The sequence below is a fragment of the Sphingomonas sp. genome (assembly GCF_036269755.1).
In the GTDB taxonomy this organism is placed as follows: domain Bacteria; phylum Pseudomonadota; class Alphaproteobacteria; order Sphingomonadales; family Sphingomonadaceae; genus Sphingomonas.
In genome coordinates this window covers 74763-91052 of record NZ_DATBDV010000006.1, presented here as the reverse complement: position 1 = coordinate 91052, position 16290 = coordinate 74763, and the positions used below count along the sequence as shown (strand labels likewise).

18 protein-coding genes are annotated in these 16290 nt (G+C 65.6%); 6 read left to right on the top strand and 12 right to left on the bottom strand.

What is annotated here, in order from left to right; all coding sequences use genetic code 11:
- Nucleotides 1-48: 48 nt before the first annotated feature.
- A complete protein-coding gene (locus VH326_RS06435; protein ID WP_329630979.1) occupies nucleotides 49-510 on the bottom strand; it encodes a MarR family winged helix-turn-helix transcriptional regulator in 462 nt (153 codons plus the stop codon).
- A 130-nt stretch (nucleotides 511-640) separates the two neighbouring features.
- Here VH326_RS06435 and hppD point away from each other — a divergent pair, with 130 nt between their 5' ends.
- The gene (gene hppD / locus VH326_RS06430) at nucleotides 641-1705 is read left to right on the top strand and encodes a 4-hydroxyphenylpyruvate dioxygenase (RefSeq protein WP_329630978.1); all 1065 of its coding nucleotides are present in this window, start codon (nucleotides 641-643) and stop codon (nucleotides 1703-1705) included.
- Between the two features lie 86 nt (nucleotides 1706-1791).
- A complete protein-coding gene (hmgA, locus tag VH326_RS06425; RefSeq protein ID WP_329630977.1) occupies nucleotides 1792-3099 on the top strand; it encodes a homogentisate 1,2-dioxygenase in 1308 nt (435 codons plus the stop codon).
- On the opposite strand, the gene VH326_RS06420 is transcribed toward hmgA, so the two are convergent.
- On the bottom strand, nucleotides 3091-3567 hold the full coding sequence (locus tag VH326_RS06420) for a DUF892 family protein (protein WP_329630976.1): 477 nt from the start codon (nucleotides 3565-3567) through the stop codon (nucleotides 3091-3093). The genes hmgA and VH326_RS06420 overlap by 9 nt on opposite strands.
- A gap of 88 nt (nucleotides 3568-3655) precedes the next feature.
- Here VH326_RS06420 and gntA point away from each other — a divergent pair, with 88 nt between their 5' ends.
- On the top strand, nucleotides 3656-4342 hold the full coding sequence (gene gntA / locus VH326_RS06415) for a guanitoxin biosynthesis heme-dependent pre-guanitoxin N-hydroxylase GntA (protein WP_329630975.1): 687 nt from the start codon (nucleotides 3656-3658) through the stop codon (nucleotides 4340-4342).
- Nucleotides 4339-4950, top strand: coding sequence for an urea carboxylase-associated family protein (locus tag VH326_RS06410; protein ID WP_329630974.1), 612 nt, complete (start codon nucleotides 4339-4341; stop codon nucleotides 4948-4950). Before gntA ends, VH326_RS06410 begins: the two co-directional genes overlap by 4 nt.
- A gap of 6 nt (nucleotides 4951-4956) precedes the next feature.
- Here the strand turns inward: VH326_RS06410 and VH326_RS06405 are convergent, their stop codons facing one another.
- From VH326_RS06405 to VH326_RS06385, 5 genes are all read right to left on the bottom strand, one after another.
- Nucleotides 4957-6480, bottom strand: a complete 1524-nt coding sequence (locus VH326_RS06405; RefSeq protein ID WP_329630973.1) for a hypothetical protein — start codon at nucleotides 6478-6480, stop codon at nucleotides 4957-4959.
- Between the two features lie 162 nt (nucleotides 6481-6642).
- Entirely contained in the window at nucleotides 6643-8049 is a 1407-nt protein-coding gene (locus VH326_RS06400) for a coniferyl aldehyde dehydrogenase (RefSeq protein WP_414714254.1), read from the bottom strand.
- A 5-nt stretch (nucleotides 8050-8054) separates the two neighbouring features.
- Entirely contained in the window at nucleotides 8055-8528 is a 474-nt protein-coding gene (locus VH326_RS06395; protein WP_329630971.1) for a hypothetical protein, read from the bottom strand.
- On the bottom strand, nucleotides 8525-9274 hold the full coding sequence (locus VH326_RS06390; RefSeq protein ID WP_329630970.1) for an A24 family peptidase: 750 nt from the start codon (nucleotides 9272-9274) through the stop codon (nucleotides 8525-8527). The genes VH326_RS06395 and VH326_RS06390 overlap by 4 nt, the downstream gene beginning before the upstream one ends.
- A complete protein-coding gene (locus tag VH326_RS06385) occupies nucleotides 9267-9521 on the bottom strand; it encodes a hypothetical protein (protein WP_329630969.1) in 255 nt (84 codons plus the stop codon). Before VH326_RS06385 ends, VH326_RS06390 begins: the two co-directional genes overlap by 8 nt.
- 116 nt (nucleotides 9522-9637) lie before the next feature.
- Here VH326_RS06385 and VH326_RS06380 point away from each other — a divergent pair, with 116 nt between their 5' ends.
- A complete protein-coding gene (locus VH326_RS06380) occupies nucleotides 9638-10822 on the top strand; it encodes an acetyl-CoA C-acyltransferase (RefSeq protein ID WP_329630968.1) in 1185 nt (394 codons plus the stop codon).
- A 17-nt stretch (nucleotides 10823-10839) separates the two neighbouring features.
- On the opposite strand, the gene VH326_RS06375 is transcribed toward VH326_RS06380, so the two are convergent.
- Both VH326_RS06375 and VH326_RS06370 read right to left on the bottom strand, forming a co-directional pair.
- Nucleotides 10840-11295: a GNAT family N-acetyltransferase gene (locus tag VH326_RS06375; RefSeq protein WP_329630967.1), complete on the bottom strand. Its 456-nt coding sequence runs from the start codon at nucleotides 11293-11295 to the stop codon at nucleotides 10840-10842.
- 10 nt (nucleotides 11296-11305) lie between these two features.
- The gene (locus tag VH326_RS06370; protein ID WP_329630966.1) at nucleotides 11306-11806 is read right to left on the bottom strand and encodes an SH3 domain-containing protein; all 501 of its coding nucleotides are present in this window, start codon (nucleotides 11804-11806) and stop codon (nucleotides 11306-11308) included.
- 101 nt (nucleotides 11807-11907) lie between these two features.
- Between VH326_RS06370 and VH326_RS06365 the strand changes: the two genes are divergently transcribed.
- Entirely contained in the window at nucleotides 11908-12900 is a 993-nt protein-coding gene (locus tag VH326_RS06365) for a D-glycerate dehydrogenase (protein ID WP_329630965.1), read from the top strand.
- On the opposite strand, the gene VH326_RS06360 is transcribed toward VH326_RS06365, so the two are convergent.
- The 3 genes from VH326_RS06360 to VH326_RS06350 form a co-directional block, all read right to left on the bottom strand.
- A complete protein-coding gene (locus tag VH326_RS06360) occupies nucleotides 12897-13592 on the bottom strand; it encodes a glutamine amidotransferase (protein WP_329630964.1) in 696 nt (231 codons plus the stop codon). The genes VH326_RS06365 and VH326_RS06360 overlap by 4 nt on opposite strands.
- 65 nt (nucleotides 13593-13657) lie before the next feature.
- Nucleotides 13658-15061, bottom strand: coding sequence for an NAD(P)H-dependent flavin oxidoreductase (locus VH326_RS06355; protein ID WP_329630963.1), 1404 nt, complete (start codon nucleotides 15059-15061; stop codon nucleotides 13658-13660).
- Between the two features lie 66 nt (nucleotides 15062-15127).
- Nucleotides 15128-16264: a glycosyltransferase family 4 protein gene (locus VH326_RS06350; RefSeq protein ID WP_329630962.1), complete on the bottom strand. Its 1137-nt coding sequence runs from the start codon at nucleotides 16262-16264 to the stop codon at nucleotides 15128-15130.
- Nucleotides 16265-16290 lie beyond the last annotated feature (26 nt).

Here is a 16290-nt window from a genome sequence, read left to right as displayed (position 1 = left end):
TCCGCCCCCTCTTGACGGTGCCAACGCGTTGCGCCGCGATCGGTTCACTCAGCGACTCCCCTCGCTCTCGGGCGCGACCGCGGCGGCGGCGGCTTCGATACGGTCGAGCATCGCCGACAGCGCGATGCGTTCGGCGGGATCGAGCTGCTCGAAGATCGCGGCTTCGAGCTCGAGCGCCTTGGGCGCTACCTGGTCGTAGAGGGCGCGCCCGGTTTCGGTCAGCGCCAGCAGATGCGAGCGCTTGTCCCCGGCGTTTGGCTGGCGCGCGACCAGCCCGCGTTCGACCAGCGCCTGCGCCGCGCGGCTCACCGTCACCTTGTCCATCCGCGTCGCCACACCGAGCGCTTGCTGCGTGATTGCGCGCCCCTCCGCAATAACCGCGATCAACCGCCACTCGGGGATCTTGAGCGCGAACAGCCGGACATAGGCCGTCGCAATCGCTGCCGACACTCTGTTCGACACCACCGACAGGCGATAAGGCAGGAAGGTGTCGAGCTTGAGCTGAGTCACGCATGTCACTGTGCGGGGAGACGCCCGCCGAAACAAGTTCGGGTTGCCGGTGGTTCAGCCTTTGACGTGCCGGATTGAACCCGATATAGTTTCATCTGAAACCAAATAGCGCCTCTGGAGGGCCCTTGCGATGACTGACAGCAGCGACAATCCGATGGGCCTCGACGGCTTCGCGTTCGTCGAGTTCACCTCGCCCGAGCCCGACGCGATGGCCGACCTGTTCGAAAAGATGGGGTTCACCCATGTCGGCACGCACAAGTCGAAGAACGTGCGGCACTACGCGCAGGGCGACATCAACTTCCTGCTCAACATGGACGAGGCCGGCCAGGTCGCGGGCTTCCGCCAAGTTCACGGCCCAAGCGCCAATGCGATGGCGTTCCGCGTCGAGAACGGAAACAAGGCGCTCGATCTAGCGGTCGAGCGCGGCGCGGTCGCGGTCAAGGGCGAGAACGGTCCCGGCGAGCTCGACATCCCGGCGATCGAGGGAATCGGCGGCGCCAACCTCTATCTCGTCGACAAGCATGACGACGTGTGGGGGACCGATTTCATCCCGACCGGCAAGAGCGCGGACGATCATTCGGTCGGTCTCCACACGCTCGATCACCTGACGCACAACCTCCAGCGCGGGCGGATGGATTATTGGGCGAACTATTACGAGCGCATCTTCAACTTCCGCCAGATCCGCTATTTCGACATTGAGGGGCAGTCCACCGGGCTGTTCTCCAAGGCGATGACCGCGCCCGACGACAAGATCCGTATCCCTCTGAACGAAAGCCAGGACGAGCATTCCCAGATCGAGGAATTCATCAAGGATTATAAGGGCGAAGGCATCCAGCACCTTGCGCTCGCTACCGACGACATCTTCTTGACCGTCGATCAGCTCCGCGCCAACGGCATCCGTTTCCAGACCACGCCGCAGACCTATTTCGACCTGATCGACAAGCGCTTGCCCGGGCACAACCACGACGTCGAGGAAATGCGCAAGCGCGATATCCTGATCGACGGCGCGCCGGAGACCGGCGGCGGGCTGCTGCTGCAGATCTTCACCGAGAACATGGTTGGGCCGATCTTTTTCGAGATCATCCAGCGCAAGGGCAATGAGGGGTTCGGCGAGGGCAATTTCAAGGCGTTGTTCGAGTCGATCGAATTGGATCAGATCAAGCGTGGTGTCGTGCCGGGCAAGGTCGAGGCGTAAACGCCAGCCCCCTTGAGAAGCGTCATCCTGAACTCGTTTCAGGGTCCATCGTGCCACCAGCGGCACCTGCGTGATTGGAGAAATGGATGCTGAAACAAGTTCAGCATGACGGCAGTGGATACATGACCGGCTTCGGCAACCACTTCGCCACCGAGGCCGTGCCCGGCGCGCTCCCCGTCGGCCGCAACTCGCCGCAAAAGCCCCCGTTCGGGCTCTACACCGAACAACTCAGCGGCACCGCGTTCACCGCGCCGCGGCACGACAACCGGCGGACGTGGATGTACCGGCTTCGGCCTTCCGCCTCGCACCCGGCGTTCACCCGTTACAGAGACTCCGAGCGCTTCGCTCCCGGGCTCTCGAAAAAGCCGCTCGCCCCCAACCGGCTGCGCTGGCAGCCGCTGACCGATGCGCCCGATGCCGACTGGCTCGACAGCCTGACGACGATGGTCGTCGCCGGCGACGGCCCGCGCACGCAGGCGGGCGTCGCGATGCACGTCTATTCGGCGACCCGCGACATGACCGATCGCGTTTTCGCGAGCGCCGATGGCGAGATGCTGATCCTTCCCGAGCAAGGCGCGCTCGCGCTGTTCACCGAACTCGGCAAGATCGACATTGCGCCCGGCCAGGTCGCGGTGATCCCACGCGGCGTGCGCTTTCGCGTGTCGCTGCCCGACGGCCCGGCGCGCGGTTACGTCGCGGAGAATCACGGCCAGCCGTTCCGCTTGCCCGATCTAGGCCCGATCGGGTCGAACGGCCTCGCCAACCCGCGCGATTTCGAGAGCCCGGTCGCGTGGTTCGAGGATGTCGAGGGGGATTACGAGCTCGTCCAGAAGTTCGAAGGATCGCTATGGACCACCAATCTAGGACGTAGTCCGCTCGACGTCGTCGCGTGGCACGGCAATTACGCGCCCTATCGCTACGACCTCACGCGCTTCAACACGATCGGCAGCATCAGTTTCGACCATCCCGATCCGTCGATCTTCACCGTGCTGACCTCGCCCAGCGACGTGCCCGGCACCGCCAACGCCGATTTCGTAATCTTCCCGCCGCGCTGGATGGTCGCCGAGGACACGTTCCGCCCGCCCTGGTTCCACCGCAACACGATGAGCGAGTGCATGGGGCTGCTCTACGGCGCCTATGATGCGAAGGCGGACGGTTTCCGCCCCGGCGCGATGAGCCTGCACAACCAGATGAGCGGCCACGGCCCCGACGTCGCGAGCTGGAAGGGCGCGAGCGAGGCCGAGCTCAAGCCACACAAGATCGACGGCACGATGGCCTTCATGATCGAGAGCCGCTGGGTCTTCCACTGCACCGACTATGCACTCGAAACGAGCGCGCTCGACGAGGATTATGACGAGGTCTGGTCGGGGTTTCCGAAGGCGCAGCTACCCTAGATCGCCCGCGATCCTCGCCAGATGGCCTGCGAGGTCATGGTCGATCCGCACCGCGGCGTCCCGGCAGTCGCCAACCGCCGCCTCTGCCTGCTGCTCGCCGGTCGTCCGAGCGAGCGCCAGCGCGGTATCGTGCGATACGATCGTGCTCGCCAGCCCTTTGCGGATCGCGCCGATCAAGGCGGTGTCGAGCAGCCCGCCCGGCGCGGTCGCTTGCGTATCTCGCTCCGCGTCATCGAGAACCCCCGCCATCCACAAATTCTCAGGCCCGCCGGCCGCCATCCCGGTGTCGCGCAACCGGTCTACGTCCTGCCGCGCCCGATCGACCAGATCGTCGAACGCGGCGCGTAATGAATCGTCGGTGAGATGACCCGCAATCGCCGGCAGCCGGCTCGCCAGTGCTTCGGCCCCGGCGTTCAAATCCTGCAACGCCGCTTCCAGCAACTCCCGGCCAGTATTGATCTGCGTCAACCCGATTCTCCCTGCGGCAAGGAACTCGAAGAACGGCTCAAACGTAGAACGGGTATGAAACGATCCGACCTCGAAACGCTCTAACCCCATGTATCATTGGACGCATCACGCGCAGGACGAACTCAAGTCGCTGCTGTTCTCGCATGTCGACGATTCCGCCTTCCCATGCGTCGGTGCCAAGTCGGCAATGGCGCGCGGCACGCTGGAGGTCTTGGCGTGCGACCGCATCGACAGCGCGTGGGACGATTTGCGCATCCACGACGCGCTGCTTCACTTCGCGCAGCGCCGCGCCGACGACGACACCAGCTTTCGCAGCTTCGCCGCGGTGTTCGACGGTCCGACCGACCTCGACGAGGCGGCGTTCGAGCGCGCCTTGTGGGAGCGCGTGCAATCGCTGAGCGACAAGGATGTTTGGCGCGGCCAGTCGTACGACGCGAGCGTGAGTCCCGATCCTGACAGCCCGCATTTCTCGTTGAGCTTTGGCGGTGAGGCATTCTTCCTCGTCGGGCTGCACCCCAATGCCAGCCGCCCGGCGCGGCGGTTCGAGCGTCCGGCGGTGATCTTCAACCTCCACCACCAGTTCGAGCGCCTGCGCGCGGCGGGCAAGTACGAAGCGATGCGCGAGAAGATCCTGACTCGCGACGAGGCGCTGGCGGGGTCGCGCAACCCGATGCTCGCGCGCCACGGCGAGGTCAGCGAGGCGCGGCAATATTCGGGGCGCGCGGTCGGGGCCGATTGGGGCTGCCCGTTCCGCTACGCCGGCGACGCCGAGTGAGCGAGGCCGAGAGCGAGACCGTCACGATCCCCAAGCGCAGCGGCACCGCGTTTCGGCTGGCACAGGGTCAAAAGCTGACGGTGATCGACCCGCGCGGGATGCAGGTCGCCGATCTGCTCGCCTACAATGCGGAAGATGTGGACGAAGTCATCTCGTCCGGGCGCACGCTCGACTATGCCGAGACGATCGCGCTGACGACGGGGCACGTCCTCTACTCCAACCGCTCGCGGCCGATGCTGGAGATCGTGGAGGACACGGTTGGGCGGCACGATTTCCTGCTGACGCCGTGCTCGTACGACACGTTCCACCATTTCTACCCCGATCTGCCGCCGCATCGTGGATGCTTCGGCAATCTTGCGGAGGCGCTCGAACCGTACGGCGTGACCCCCGACCGCATCCCGACCGCGTTCAATTGCTTCATGAACGTGCCCGTGGACGGCGAAACCGGAAGGCTCCGCGTCCTGCCGCCGACCAGCAAGGCGGGCGACCACATCGCGTTCGAAGCGAAAATGGACCTGGTGATCGGCCTGACGGCCTGCTCAGCGCCGGCGTCGAACGGCGGGAGCTTCAAGCCGATCGACTATCGGATCGAACACGCCAGCCTCTAGCAACCCCTATTCACCATCCGTTTCCCTATCCTTGTCCTTGGGCAGGAGCAGCGTCCGCGCTTCGGCCAGCTTTTCCTGATCGATCAGCTTGAGTGCCTCTAGCGGCAGATTTTTCGACCGCGTGGCGTGGGGCGAGTAAGCGATCGACTGCAACGCTTGCCTTGCCGTCGCCCCATCGCCATCGGCCAGCGCCTGCAATGCGACTGCCATGCGGATACCCCCGCTCTCGGGCGCCAACACGGCGGAACGCATCAGCGCCCTGACCGCGCCAGGCGTCGGCTTCTCGTTCGCCGCGACGAAACTCGTATAGTACATGTAAAGCGGCATCACGGCGTCGGGATCGAGCCGGTTCGCCTTGAGATACCAGGCCCGCGCCGCCGCCCATACTTTCGAATCGGCCGATTTTGCGAGCGACGCCCGCGACACGGCGACACGGCCCTTGACCACCAGCGCTGGCCCGAGGTCGGGCTGAAGCGCAAGCGCGCGGTCGGCGGCCTCGTCGGCCTTGTCCAGCCGCTTGGCGGTGTATTCCATCTCCGCCACTTGCGACTGCACGACCGCATCGTCGGGATAGCGCTTGGCGATCCCTTCGGCTTCCATCGCAATACCGAGGTAAAGCGACTTATCGACTTCGCGGATTTGGACATAGAGCGGCAACAGCGCCGCCTGCCCCCTGGGCATCGTCGTGACGGTGACGGCGACCGGCGGCCCCGGCGGAATACGCAGCGGCGCGGCGAGCTTGCCGCGGCGATAGAGGTCAAGATCGGTGTCGAGCTTCTTCAAGTCGCCGAACGCCTGCGCCGCCGCGTCGATGCTTGGGACGCCACGGTTCATCGCGGCGAGAAACGTATTGAGCTGCCCGGCGCGATCGTGCCGCAGCATCAGCATGTGGGTCAGCAGCCAGCCGCGCGAATAGATCAAGGAAACGTCGTCGGGATAGCCGAAATGTTCGGGATCGAGCAGTTGCTTGAGCGACGCGCGATAGGCGCTCGACAGGCCGTCGGCGCGATAATTGGCTGGGTAACCGACAATCATCGACCCGTCGTCCTCGAACGACGTGTTGGCGTTGAACTCGGCGAACCCTTCCGAAAACCACATCGGGTAGGCGACCGGAAAGTTCGAGAACATGAAGTGGTGCGAATATTCGTGGAGCAGCACGACGAGCGAACTCCACTGCCCGATCTTCGCCTTGCGATCGAGATCGGGCGTATGAAGGGAGAGGATGAACGAGCCGCTCGCCTGTGGCGTGTACAGGCCCAGCACGCCGGGACATCCGCAGGCTTTGAAATAGGGCGCCTCGCGAAGGGCATAAATGCTGATCGGCCGCAGCGCCTGCGCGGGATCGTCCTTGAGCCCATAGAGCAGCCGCAGCCCGGCATCGAAGCGTTCGAGCCTGGCTGCGAAGTCGCGCGCATTCGCCTCGGTGTCGTCGATCGACAAGATGAAGTGCGCGGTGCGCGCCTGACGCCAATCGGCACTGGCCGGCCCCGCCGCCAGCAAAGCCAGCGCCACCCAAACGATCCACCTCAACATCGAATGCACCCCCATAATCTTCAATGATCTCGAAGGGATAGAGCGAGCCGTTCACCTGCGCAATCGGCGCTACCTCAGGCCGCGCCCGATCGACCGCCCTGCCGTTGTTTTGCAATGGAGCCCGAGAGCGGCCCCACGCCGAGTTGTGCTACTCGGCCGTTACTTCATCTGCCGCCGCGCGCTCGCCATCGTCGTCTTGCCATAAGGCGGCATGATCCCCGCGAGCTTGGCGACATTGATCTTTGGCTGGCGGTACACCGCCTTGGCGTGGCTGAACGTCTTGAAACCGTCGGCGCCGTGATACGCGCCCATCCCCGATGGACCGATCCCGCCGAACGGCAGTTCCTCGTTGGTGATGTGAAAGATCACGTCGTTGAGCGTCACGCCGCCAGAGATCGTGCGGTCGAGCACGCGGCGGCGTTCGGCGTCGTTGTCGCCGAAATAATACAGCCCGAGCGGGCGATCGCGGCGGTTGACCTCGGCGATCGCGGTGTCGATTCCGTCATAGCGGCGCACCGGCAGGATCGGGCCGAAGATTTCCTCCTGCATGACCGTCATGTCGTCGGTCGCGTCGCGGACGATGTGGAGCGGCATCTTGCGCGTGTTGCTGCTCGCGAAATCCTCGTTCGCCGGGTTGACCGTCTCGATCGTCGCACCCTTGGCGCGGGCGTCCTCGAGCCAGTCCTGCAGCCGCTGGTGGTGCCGGTCGTTGACGATCGAGGTGTAATCAGGGTTCGCCAGCAGCGTTGGGTACATCGTCGACACCGCGGCCTTGAGCCCGTCGACCACCGCCTGTTCCTGATCGTCCGGCACCAGCATGTAATCGGGCGCGAGGCAGATCTGGCCGGCGTTCATCATCTTGCCGAGCGCCACGCGTTCGGTGGCCTGGCGGATATCGGCGCCCTTGCCCACGATGGCCGGCGACTTGCCGCCGAGTTCGAGCGTCACGGGAGTGAGATTGTCGGCGGCGGCATGGAGGATGTGGCGGCCGATCCCGGTCGCGCCGGTGAAGATCAAGTGATCGAACGGCAATTCGGCGAACGCCTTGCCGACCTCCGGTCCGCCTGAACAGAACGCCAGCTCGTCGCTCGCGAAATATTTGGGGCAGACTTCCTCGAACAGCGCGGCCGTGCGCGCGGTGAACTCGCTCGATTTGACCATCGCGCGGTTGCCGGCGGCGAAGATGTTGGCGATCGGCGCCATCACGAGCTGCACCGGGAAGTTCCACGGGGCGATCACCCCGACCACGCCCTTGGGCTGGTATTCGATCCAGCCCTTGCCGCCGAGCAGCCCGAGCGGGAACGTCACCGGGCGCCGCTCCGGGCGCATCCAGCGATCGAGGTGCCGAATGGCATGCTTCATCGGCGAGATCGACGCGGCGATGTCGGTGACCATCGACTGTTCGCGGCTGCGGTGGCCGAAATCCTCCGACAGCGCGTCGCAAAACGCATCGGCATGGTCGCGGATCATTGCGGCGGCGCGCGTGAGGCGGTCCTTGCGCACCACCGCCGACACCGGCAGTTCGGCCTGGAACGCAGCGCATTGCGCGGCGAGCGTCTGTTTCATGTCCATCATGCGCAGCCGATCAGCCCCCCGACCGGAATGACGACGCTGTCGCGCCCCGGCCGGTCGATCCGGAGCGTCGAATCGGTGATGCGAGCGCCGCCCGCGATATCAGCAGCGGTGGAGATCGTCAGGTCGAGCGTCGCGGTCAGATCGCCGCCCCTATATTCATTGGTCTGCGAGAAGCCGAAGCCGCCGACGCCGTTCTCCGCCCTCATCGCGAAATCCTGGATCTTGCCGTCGACCGTCAGGCGGATTGCCGCAGGATCGGCCGTCGCCATCGCGATCAGCGCCTGGCTCGGCCCGCGAGTCCACAGGAACGCAGCGCAGCCCTTGGCGGGCAGATCCTGCTTCGGGATCGCGCCGATCGGCAAGCCGTCGACGCTCGCGACGATCGGCGCGGCTTGCGGCGCAGGCGGTTTCTTATCCTTGGCAAGCGCGGGCGCCGCAAGCGCGAGCAGGACGAGCGGGAGCAACTTCATGGTCCGAACGCTATCATGACCAGCCACACCGGGTAAGCCGCGATCGCCATCAGCGCGCCGAGCGGCATGGCATCGCTCCCCGACACCTTTTCGCCGCGCAATCGCGCCGCCAGTACGGCGCCCAACCCGATCATGCACCCGAGCAGCAGCACGAACGGCAGCATCGCCCAGCCGATCCACAACCCGATCGCACCGAACAGCTTTGGGTCGCCCCCGCCCAGCCCTTCACGCCCGCGGATGCGACGATAAGCAAGCGCGATCAGCCATAATGACGCGAACCCAGCTGCGCCGCCGATCAGTCGGTCCGACCAAAGGGGTGGCGCTATTGCGATCGACGCCAACGCGGCAAGCGCCAAGGTGCCGGTCAATATGTCGGGCAGCCAGAACTCGGCGACGTCCAGCGCCGCCAGCGTCACCAGCAGCCAGCCGAACACCGCCCCTGCCGCGCCGACGGGCCCCGGCGCCGCGATCCCGCTGGCAAAGCCGATCGCCGTGCACGCCAATTCCATCAGCCAGTGCCGCTTGTCGATGCTCGTCCCGCACGACCCGCATACCCCGCGCAACGCGACCGCGTTGAGCAGCGGCACCAGTTCCCACGCCGCGAGAGTGCGACCGCACCCGTCGCACGCCGACCGCCCTCCGACGACCGAGCGCCCCTGCGGCCAGCGGATCACCAATGTCGCGAGGAAACTCCCGACGATCCCGCCGAGCAGCCCCAGCGCCGCCGGCCAGATCCAGTCAGCCATCGGCCTTCTTGCGGATCAGATATCGGTACACGCCGAACACATCGACCCCGAACAGCACGACGTTCTGCGTGCCGAGCGCGAAGTCCTTCGACAGCACCGCGCCGGCAATCCAGCACAAGGCCGAGCCGACGAAGATGACGAACCCCCACCCCGTCACGCGGCGCCCGGAGTCGAGTGAAACCATTAGAGCCGCGATCATTCCGCTGATCGAGGCGGCCCATTTGAGGATCAGGATGAGGGTCTGCATCGCCGACCCCTAGGCGACGGATGCAGGAAAGGCATCGCCAAAGTGCACAATGGCAATTTGCAACCGCAGCATGGCCGCCCTAGATCGCCATCGACCATTCCCCGGAGCCTTGAATCATGACCGCCGACCCTGTCGTCATCCTATCCTACGCCCGCACCCCGATGGGCTCGTTCCAGGGCGCCTTGTCGGGCGCGAGCGCGACCGAACTCGGCGCGACCGCGGTCAAGGCTGCGGTCGAACGCGCGGGCGTCGCGCCGGACCAGGTCGACAAGATCTTCATGGGCTGCGTGCTTCCCGCCGGGCTCGGCCAGGCCCCCGCGCGCCAGGCGGCGATCGGCGCAGGACTGCCGACTTCGATCGAGGCGACGACGGTCAACAAGGTGTGCGGATCCGGGATGCAGGCGGCGATCTTCGCCAGCGACATGATTGCGGCCGGGTCAGCAGACGTCATCGTCGCGGGCGGGATGGAGAGCATGACCAACGCGCCGTATCTGCTCAAGAAGCACCGCGCCGGCGCTCGGATCGGGCACGACACGGCATACGACCATATGATGCTCGATGGGCTCGAGGACGCGTACGAAACCGGGCGCTCGATGGGCACTTTCGCCGAGGATACCAGCCGCGAATATCAGTTCACGCGCGAGGCGCAGGACGACTATGCGATCGAATCGCTGTCGCGTGCGCTGGCGGCGCAAAAGACCGGCGCGTTCGAGGACGAGATCGTCGGCGTGACCGTCAAGGGCCGCAAGGGCGACACGGTGGTCGACCAGGACGAGCAGCCGGCGCGCGGCGATCCCGAAAAGATCCGCCAGCTCAAGGCCGCTTTCGCCAAGGAGGGCACGATCACCGCCGCCTCGTCGTCGTCGATCTCGGACGGTGCCGCGGCGCTGGTGCTAACTCGCGAATCGACCGCCAACGAGCGCGGGTTGAAGCCGATCGCCCGCGTTATCGGACATGCCGCGCACGCGCAGGAGCCCGCCAAATTCACCACGGCGCCGGTCGGCGCGGTGCGCAAGCTGCTGGCCAAGACCGGATGGAGCGTCGACGATGTCGACCTGTTCGAGATCAACGAAGCGTTCGCGTGCGTTCCGATGGCGTGGATGCGCGACCTCGGCGTGGCGCACGACAAGGTCAACGTGAACGGCGGCGCGACCGCATTGGGGCACCCGATCGGCGCGTCGGGCGCGCGCATCCTGACGACATTGATCGCGGCGCTGCAGCAGACCGGCGGCAAGCGCGGCATTGCCAGCCTGTGCATCGGCGGCGGCGAGGCCACCGCGATGGCGGTCGAGCTCGTTTAACGTCATCCCGGCGACGATCAAAGCGCGAGGGTGAAATAGCGGCTGAAGCTGACGTCGGTATAGTCGGCAAACGGCTCACATTCGACGAAACCCGCGCGCTGGTAGAGCGCACGCGCCGGCGCGAAAGGTTCGTTGTTGCCGGTCTCGAGGCTCAGTAGCCGATAGTTGCGGGCGCGGGCTTCGCCTATCAAATGATCGAGCATCGCGCGGCCAACACCGCGGCGGAGTGCACCCGGCGCGGTGCGCATCGACTTGATCTCGCCATGCTCGGCGTCGAGGTGCTTGAGCGCGCCCATCGCGAGCAATTCGCCATCCTCCCACGCGGTCCACAACATCACGGCGGAATCGGCCAGCTTCGTCGTGTCGAGCGCGAAGACGTGGCATGCGGGCGAACTCGCGAACGCCTCGCGCAAATGGAGCTCGACCAGCGCGACGACCTCGGCACGAGACAGGTCGTCGACCTCGATCCGCATCATTCGCCCGTCATTCCAACGTTTCGGTCGCCTCGACGCCCCACAAATGGCTGACCTCGACGAAGCCGCCACGGCCCATCACGTCGAGATAGCACCAGCCATTGCCGCACCGGCTGACCCGCCCGACCACGCCGGGCGCCGCGCGCCAATTGACCTTGCCGGCGTAGCGCGGGGTGTCGCGCAGTTCGGCGATGTCGCCCATCACCATCGCGGTGCGGGTATCGCTGACCAGGTTCGACTGCATCCAACCCTGCGTGCCGCCCGGATCCTCGATCTTGCGCCAAGTCGCGCCGGCGCCCTTTTCCTTGAAATTCTCGACCACCCGGACCGGCAAGCCGGGGCGGACATATTTCCATGCGATCGGGTAGGTGCGGCCCGGCCCGGTGCGCATCCGCGCCTCCTTGGCTTGGATCGATGCAAAGTAAGGCGGCTTCTTCTCGACCAACGCCGCCACCGCCGGCACCGCCAGGGCGATCGCGGCGGCCGCCATCATCATATTGCCGATCCGCATGGCAAACCCTTCATTGACCAATCGAGTCGCCTGTCTATCGCGCGCAGCCACTCCGCATCAACCGAGTTGACCTGCCTCAAATCCGTCGCCAAGCCGCGATCATGCCCAATTCGAGACGAAAACCGCGAGTGATCGTGACGCGCGAATTGAGCGACGCGGTGATGGACCGCATGGCCGAGCTATTCGAGGCACGGCTCAACCGCGAGGACATTCCGATGACGCGCGACGAGTTGCTCGCCGCGATCCAGGATACCGATGTACTCGTCCCGACGGTGACCGACACGATCGATGCCGATTTGATCGAGGAAGCGGGCGACCGGCTCAAGCTGATCGCCAATTTCGGCAACGGCGTCGATCATATCGACCTGAAAGCCACACGGGCGCGCGGCATCCTCGTCACCAACACCCCCGGGGTCTTGACCGACGACACTGCCGACATGACCATGGCGCTGATCCTGTCGGTGCCGCGGCGACTGGCCGAGGGCGAGAAATTGGCGCGGTCGGGCGAGTGGAGCGGCTGGAGCCCCGGTGCGATGCTCGGCCACCGCATCGGCGGCAAGACGCTCGGCATCGTCGGGATGGGGCGGATCGGCCAGGCGGTCGCGGCGCGCGCGCGCGGCTTCGGGCTGACAGTCCATTACCACAATCGCCACCGGCTGCCCGAAAGTGTCGAAACTCAACTCGGCGCGACCTGGCATGGCGATCTCGACGAAATGCTGAGCGGCGCGGACTTCGTAACGATCCACACACCGCACACCGACCAGACCGAGCATGTCATCGACGCGCGGCGGCTCGGCCTGCTCAAATCGCAAGCGTACATCATCAACACGTCGCGCGGGTCGGCGATCGACGAAGCGGCGCTGATCGAAGCGCTGGAGAGCGGCCGGATCGCCGGCGCGGGGCTCGACGTGTTCGAGCACGAACCCGCGATCGATCCGCGGCTGCTCGCGCTGCCCAACGTCGTGCTGCTGCCGCACATGGGATCGGCGACCTACGAAGCGCGCGCCGCGACCGGCGAGCGAGTCATTCGCAACATCCAGCACTGGGCCGACGGCCACCGTCCGCCGGATCAGGTGCTGGAAGGGTGGATCTAGCTCAGCCCCGCGAGCCACTCCGCGATCATCGCGCGCCCAGCGGCGACGGCGCGCGGGCCTTTGGCGTCGTGATCGGCACGTAGCTCTTCGGCAGTGTTTCCCGCCGCGGCGATGTCGGCGGTGTCGTTGGCAAGCCAATGCTCGAAGCGGTCGTCCTCGCCCATCTCGGCGTGAAATTGCAGCGCGAGCACGTTGCGTCCGCGGGCAAAGGCCTGCGCATAAAGCGGCGTCGTCGCGAGCAGATCGGTACCTTCGGGCACGTCGAACGTATCGCCGTGCCAATGGAGAACATCGACCCCGGCAAGTTGGCGAAGCGGCCCTTGCGCACCGGCTTCGGTGATATCGAGCGGCGCGAAGCCGATCTCGCGCACTGGGCCCTTGCGCACGTCGACGCCCATCGCGGCGGCGATCAGCTGGCTTCCCAAGCATATTCCGAGCGTCGGCCGATCGGCGATGAGCCGCCGCCGGATCACCGCGATCTCGTCGATCAACCAAGGAAAGCGATCGGTGTCGTACACCCCCATCGGGCCGCCCATGACGACGAGCAGATCGGGCGACATGGTATCGAGCTTGGCGCAACCGGCATGATGCGCGGCGACTCGCTGGATATCGTACTCCGCCGCCTCGACCGGCTCGCGATACCCAGCAATGCCTTCGTGATCGACGTGACGGAGGACCAGCGCGCGCTTCATGGTTGCACGCTAGCCGACCGTGCTTACCGCGCCATTAACCATGGCGTCGGACGTGCAATGCCCGGTCAATCGCCGGTCAGGATCCGGTCGACCAGTTGCTTCACCGTCGGCACGAAGCCGTTCGAATAGAACGGGTCCTTCTTGAAATTGTACGCGCCATGCCCAGCGAACATCAAATTCTGATCGACGTCGCCGCCGTGCGCGATGTCTTGGAGCGTCTTCTGGATGCAGAAGCTGCGCGGGTCGGCCAGGCGCCCGGTCGAATTGGTCTCGCTGTCCGCCCAACTCGAGAACAGGCATTGCGACAGACACCCCATGCAATCGGCCTGGTCCTTGCGGATTTCGGCCTTCTCTGCCGGGGTCACGAACACCAAGGTATTGTCCGGCGTCTTCAGCGCCTCGGTAAGGCCGTGGCCGAACCATTCGCGCGCGCGGAGCAGGTCGTTGCGCGTGACCCAGAAGTTCTTGCCCTTGACGCCGACGTCGAGCTGGAAGGTGTGGTCGCCGGCTTCCTGCGTCGAAAACGCGATCTGACGCTCCGACCGCGCCTCGAGCGCGCGGAGGAACGGATTGCGCACCGCGGACGAATAGAAGCCGGTCGGCGAGAAGCGATGAAGCAGCACGCCGCCTTCCTCGATTTCGGTCAGCCGCGCCTTCCACGCGTCGGGGATCGGGCTTTCCTTGGTCAGCAGCGGGCGCGTGCCGAACTGGAACGCGATCGCACCGAGCTCGGGATTGTCGATCCAGTCGTTCCAGTCGCGAAGATACCAGACGCCGCCCGCCATCACGATCGGCACATCGTCCGAAATGCCGCCCTCACGCATCGTCTCGCGCAATTCCTTGACTCGCGGATACGGGTCCTGCGGCTTGAGCGGGTCCTCAGCGTTCGACAGGCCGTTGTGTCCGCCGGCGAGCCAGGGATCCTCGTAGACCACCGCTGCGAGCCACTCCGCCGCCTTCGAATAAGCCCGCTTCCACAGCGCGCGAAACGCCCGACCGGAGCTCACGATCGGCAGGTAGTTCACGTTGTAGGATGCTGCGATCTCTGATAATTTGTACGGCATTCCGGCGCCGCACGTGACCCCCGAGACGAGCCCACGGGTGCGTTCGAGCACGCCGTTCAGCACACGCTGTGCGCCGCCCATTTCCCACAGCACGTTGATGTTGATCGCGCCCTTGCCGCCCGCGATCTCGAACGCGCGCTTGACCTGCTGGACCGCGCCTTCGATCGCATATTCGACCAGTTCCTCGTGCCGTTGGCGCCGAGTCAGCGCCTTGTAGACCTGGGGGATGATCTTGCCTTCGGGATCGTAGCTGTCGGCGTTAACCGCGCTGACCGTCCCGATCCCGCCCGCCGCCGCCCAGGCGCCCGCCGACGCGTGGTTGGTCGCGGCCACGCCTTTTCCCCCTTCGACCAGCGGCCAGACCTCCCGGCCGTTGTAGATGATGGGCGTCAGGCCTTTGAACACTTGGGTCTCCTGGAACAGTAACGCACGATATAGCGCCTGGATGCCGTGGCGCGAGCAAATACCGACTTATGTTAGGGCGCCGACGCGGCCGCTGGCTTCCTCATATAAGGCGCGATACGCGTCGATCATCACCGTCTCGTCATATTCGGCAACGGCCTTGGCGCGGTTGGCCTTGCCCAAAGCGGCGCGCGCGGCGGGGTTCTGCGCGAGCCACTCGATGACGTCGCGCAATCCCACTTCGTTGCGGTGCTGGTCGATGCTGTTGCGGTTCTCGTACGACACCATGTGGAGCATGTCGCCGACATTGGGCGCGGCGATCGGCAGCCCGGCCGCCATCCCCTCGACGACCGAGATCGGGAATTGCTCGGACAGCGACGACAGCGCGAGGATGTCGAACAGCCCGACATAACGGTACGGCTCTGGCAGGAAGCCCGGCATCACCAGCTGGTCGGTCAATCCCATATTGGCGGCGGTGCTCTCGATCGCGGCACGCTCGGGGCCCTCGCCGACGATCACCAGCCGGATCTTCGCCGAGCAGCCGCCCACCGCCCGCACGAGCGCCGGCAGGTTCTTGACTGCGCGCAACCCGGCGATCGCGCCGACCACGATCTCGCCCGGCTTTCGGGCGAAGCCGGGGATGGCCTTCGGATCCGGCTGCCGCGCGTAAAGCGCGGTGGGGATGCCGTTCGGGATACGGCGGAGCTGCGGCGCCGAGAGCTTCCAGCGTTGCTGCGCGAGATATTCGAGCGTCACCGACGGGACCACGACCGAGTGCGCGGCAGCAAACGCGAGCCGGCGATAGACCGTGCGCCGCGCCTTCAGCCGCTCGGCCTCGTCGGCGTTGAAGCCATCCTCGTGATGGACGATCGGCGGCGCGCTTTTGGGAAAGGCGCGCTTGGCCATTACCGCGTCGATCGCGCCCCAATTGTAGCTGAGCACGAGGTCGAAGCGCCGCATGAACCTGGCGATCGCCTCGAACCTCGACACCGACGGCCGCCCGGTCAACGGCGGCGGGTTCTGCGCGATCTCATATTGGATGCCCTTGGCGATCGCGTCTCGCGCCGACAGCTGGTCGGGCATGCCCGACACGATCGTGTGCCGCGCGCGGTCGCCGAACGCATTCATCAACTGCACCGCACGCGCTTCCTTGCCGCCCAGATCGAACGACGAATGCATGTGGAGGATGTTGAACGGCGGCGGCATCCTGTCCGCCCTACCCAGCTTGGCGG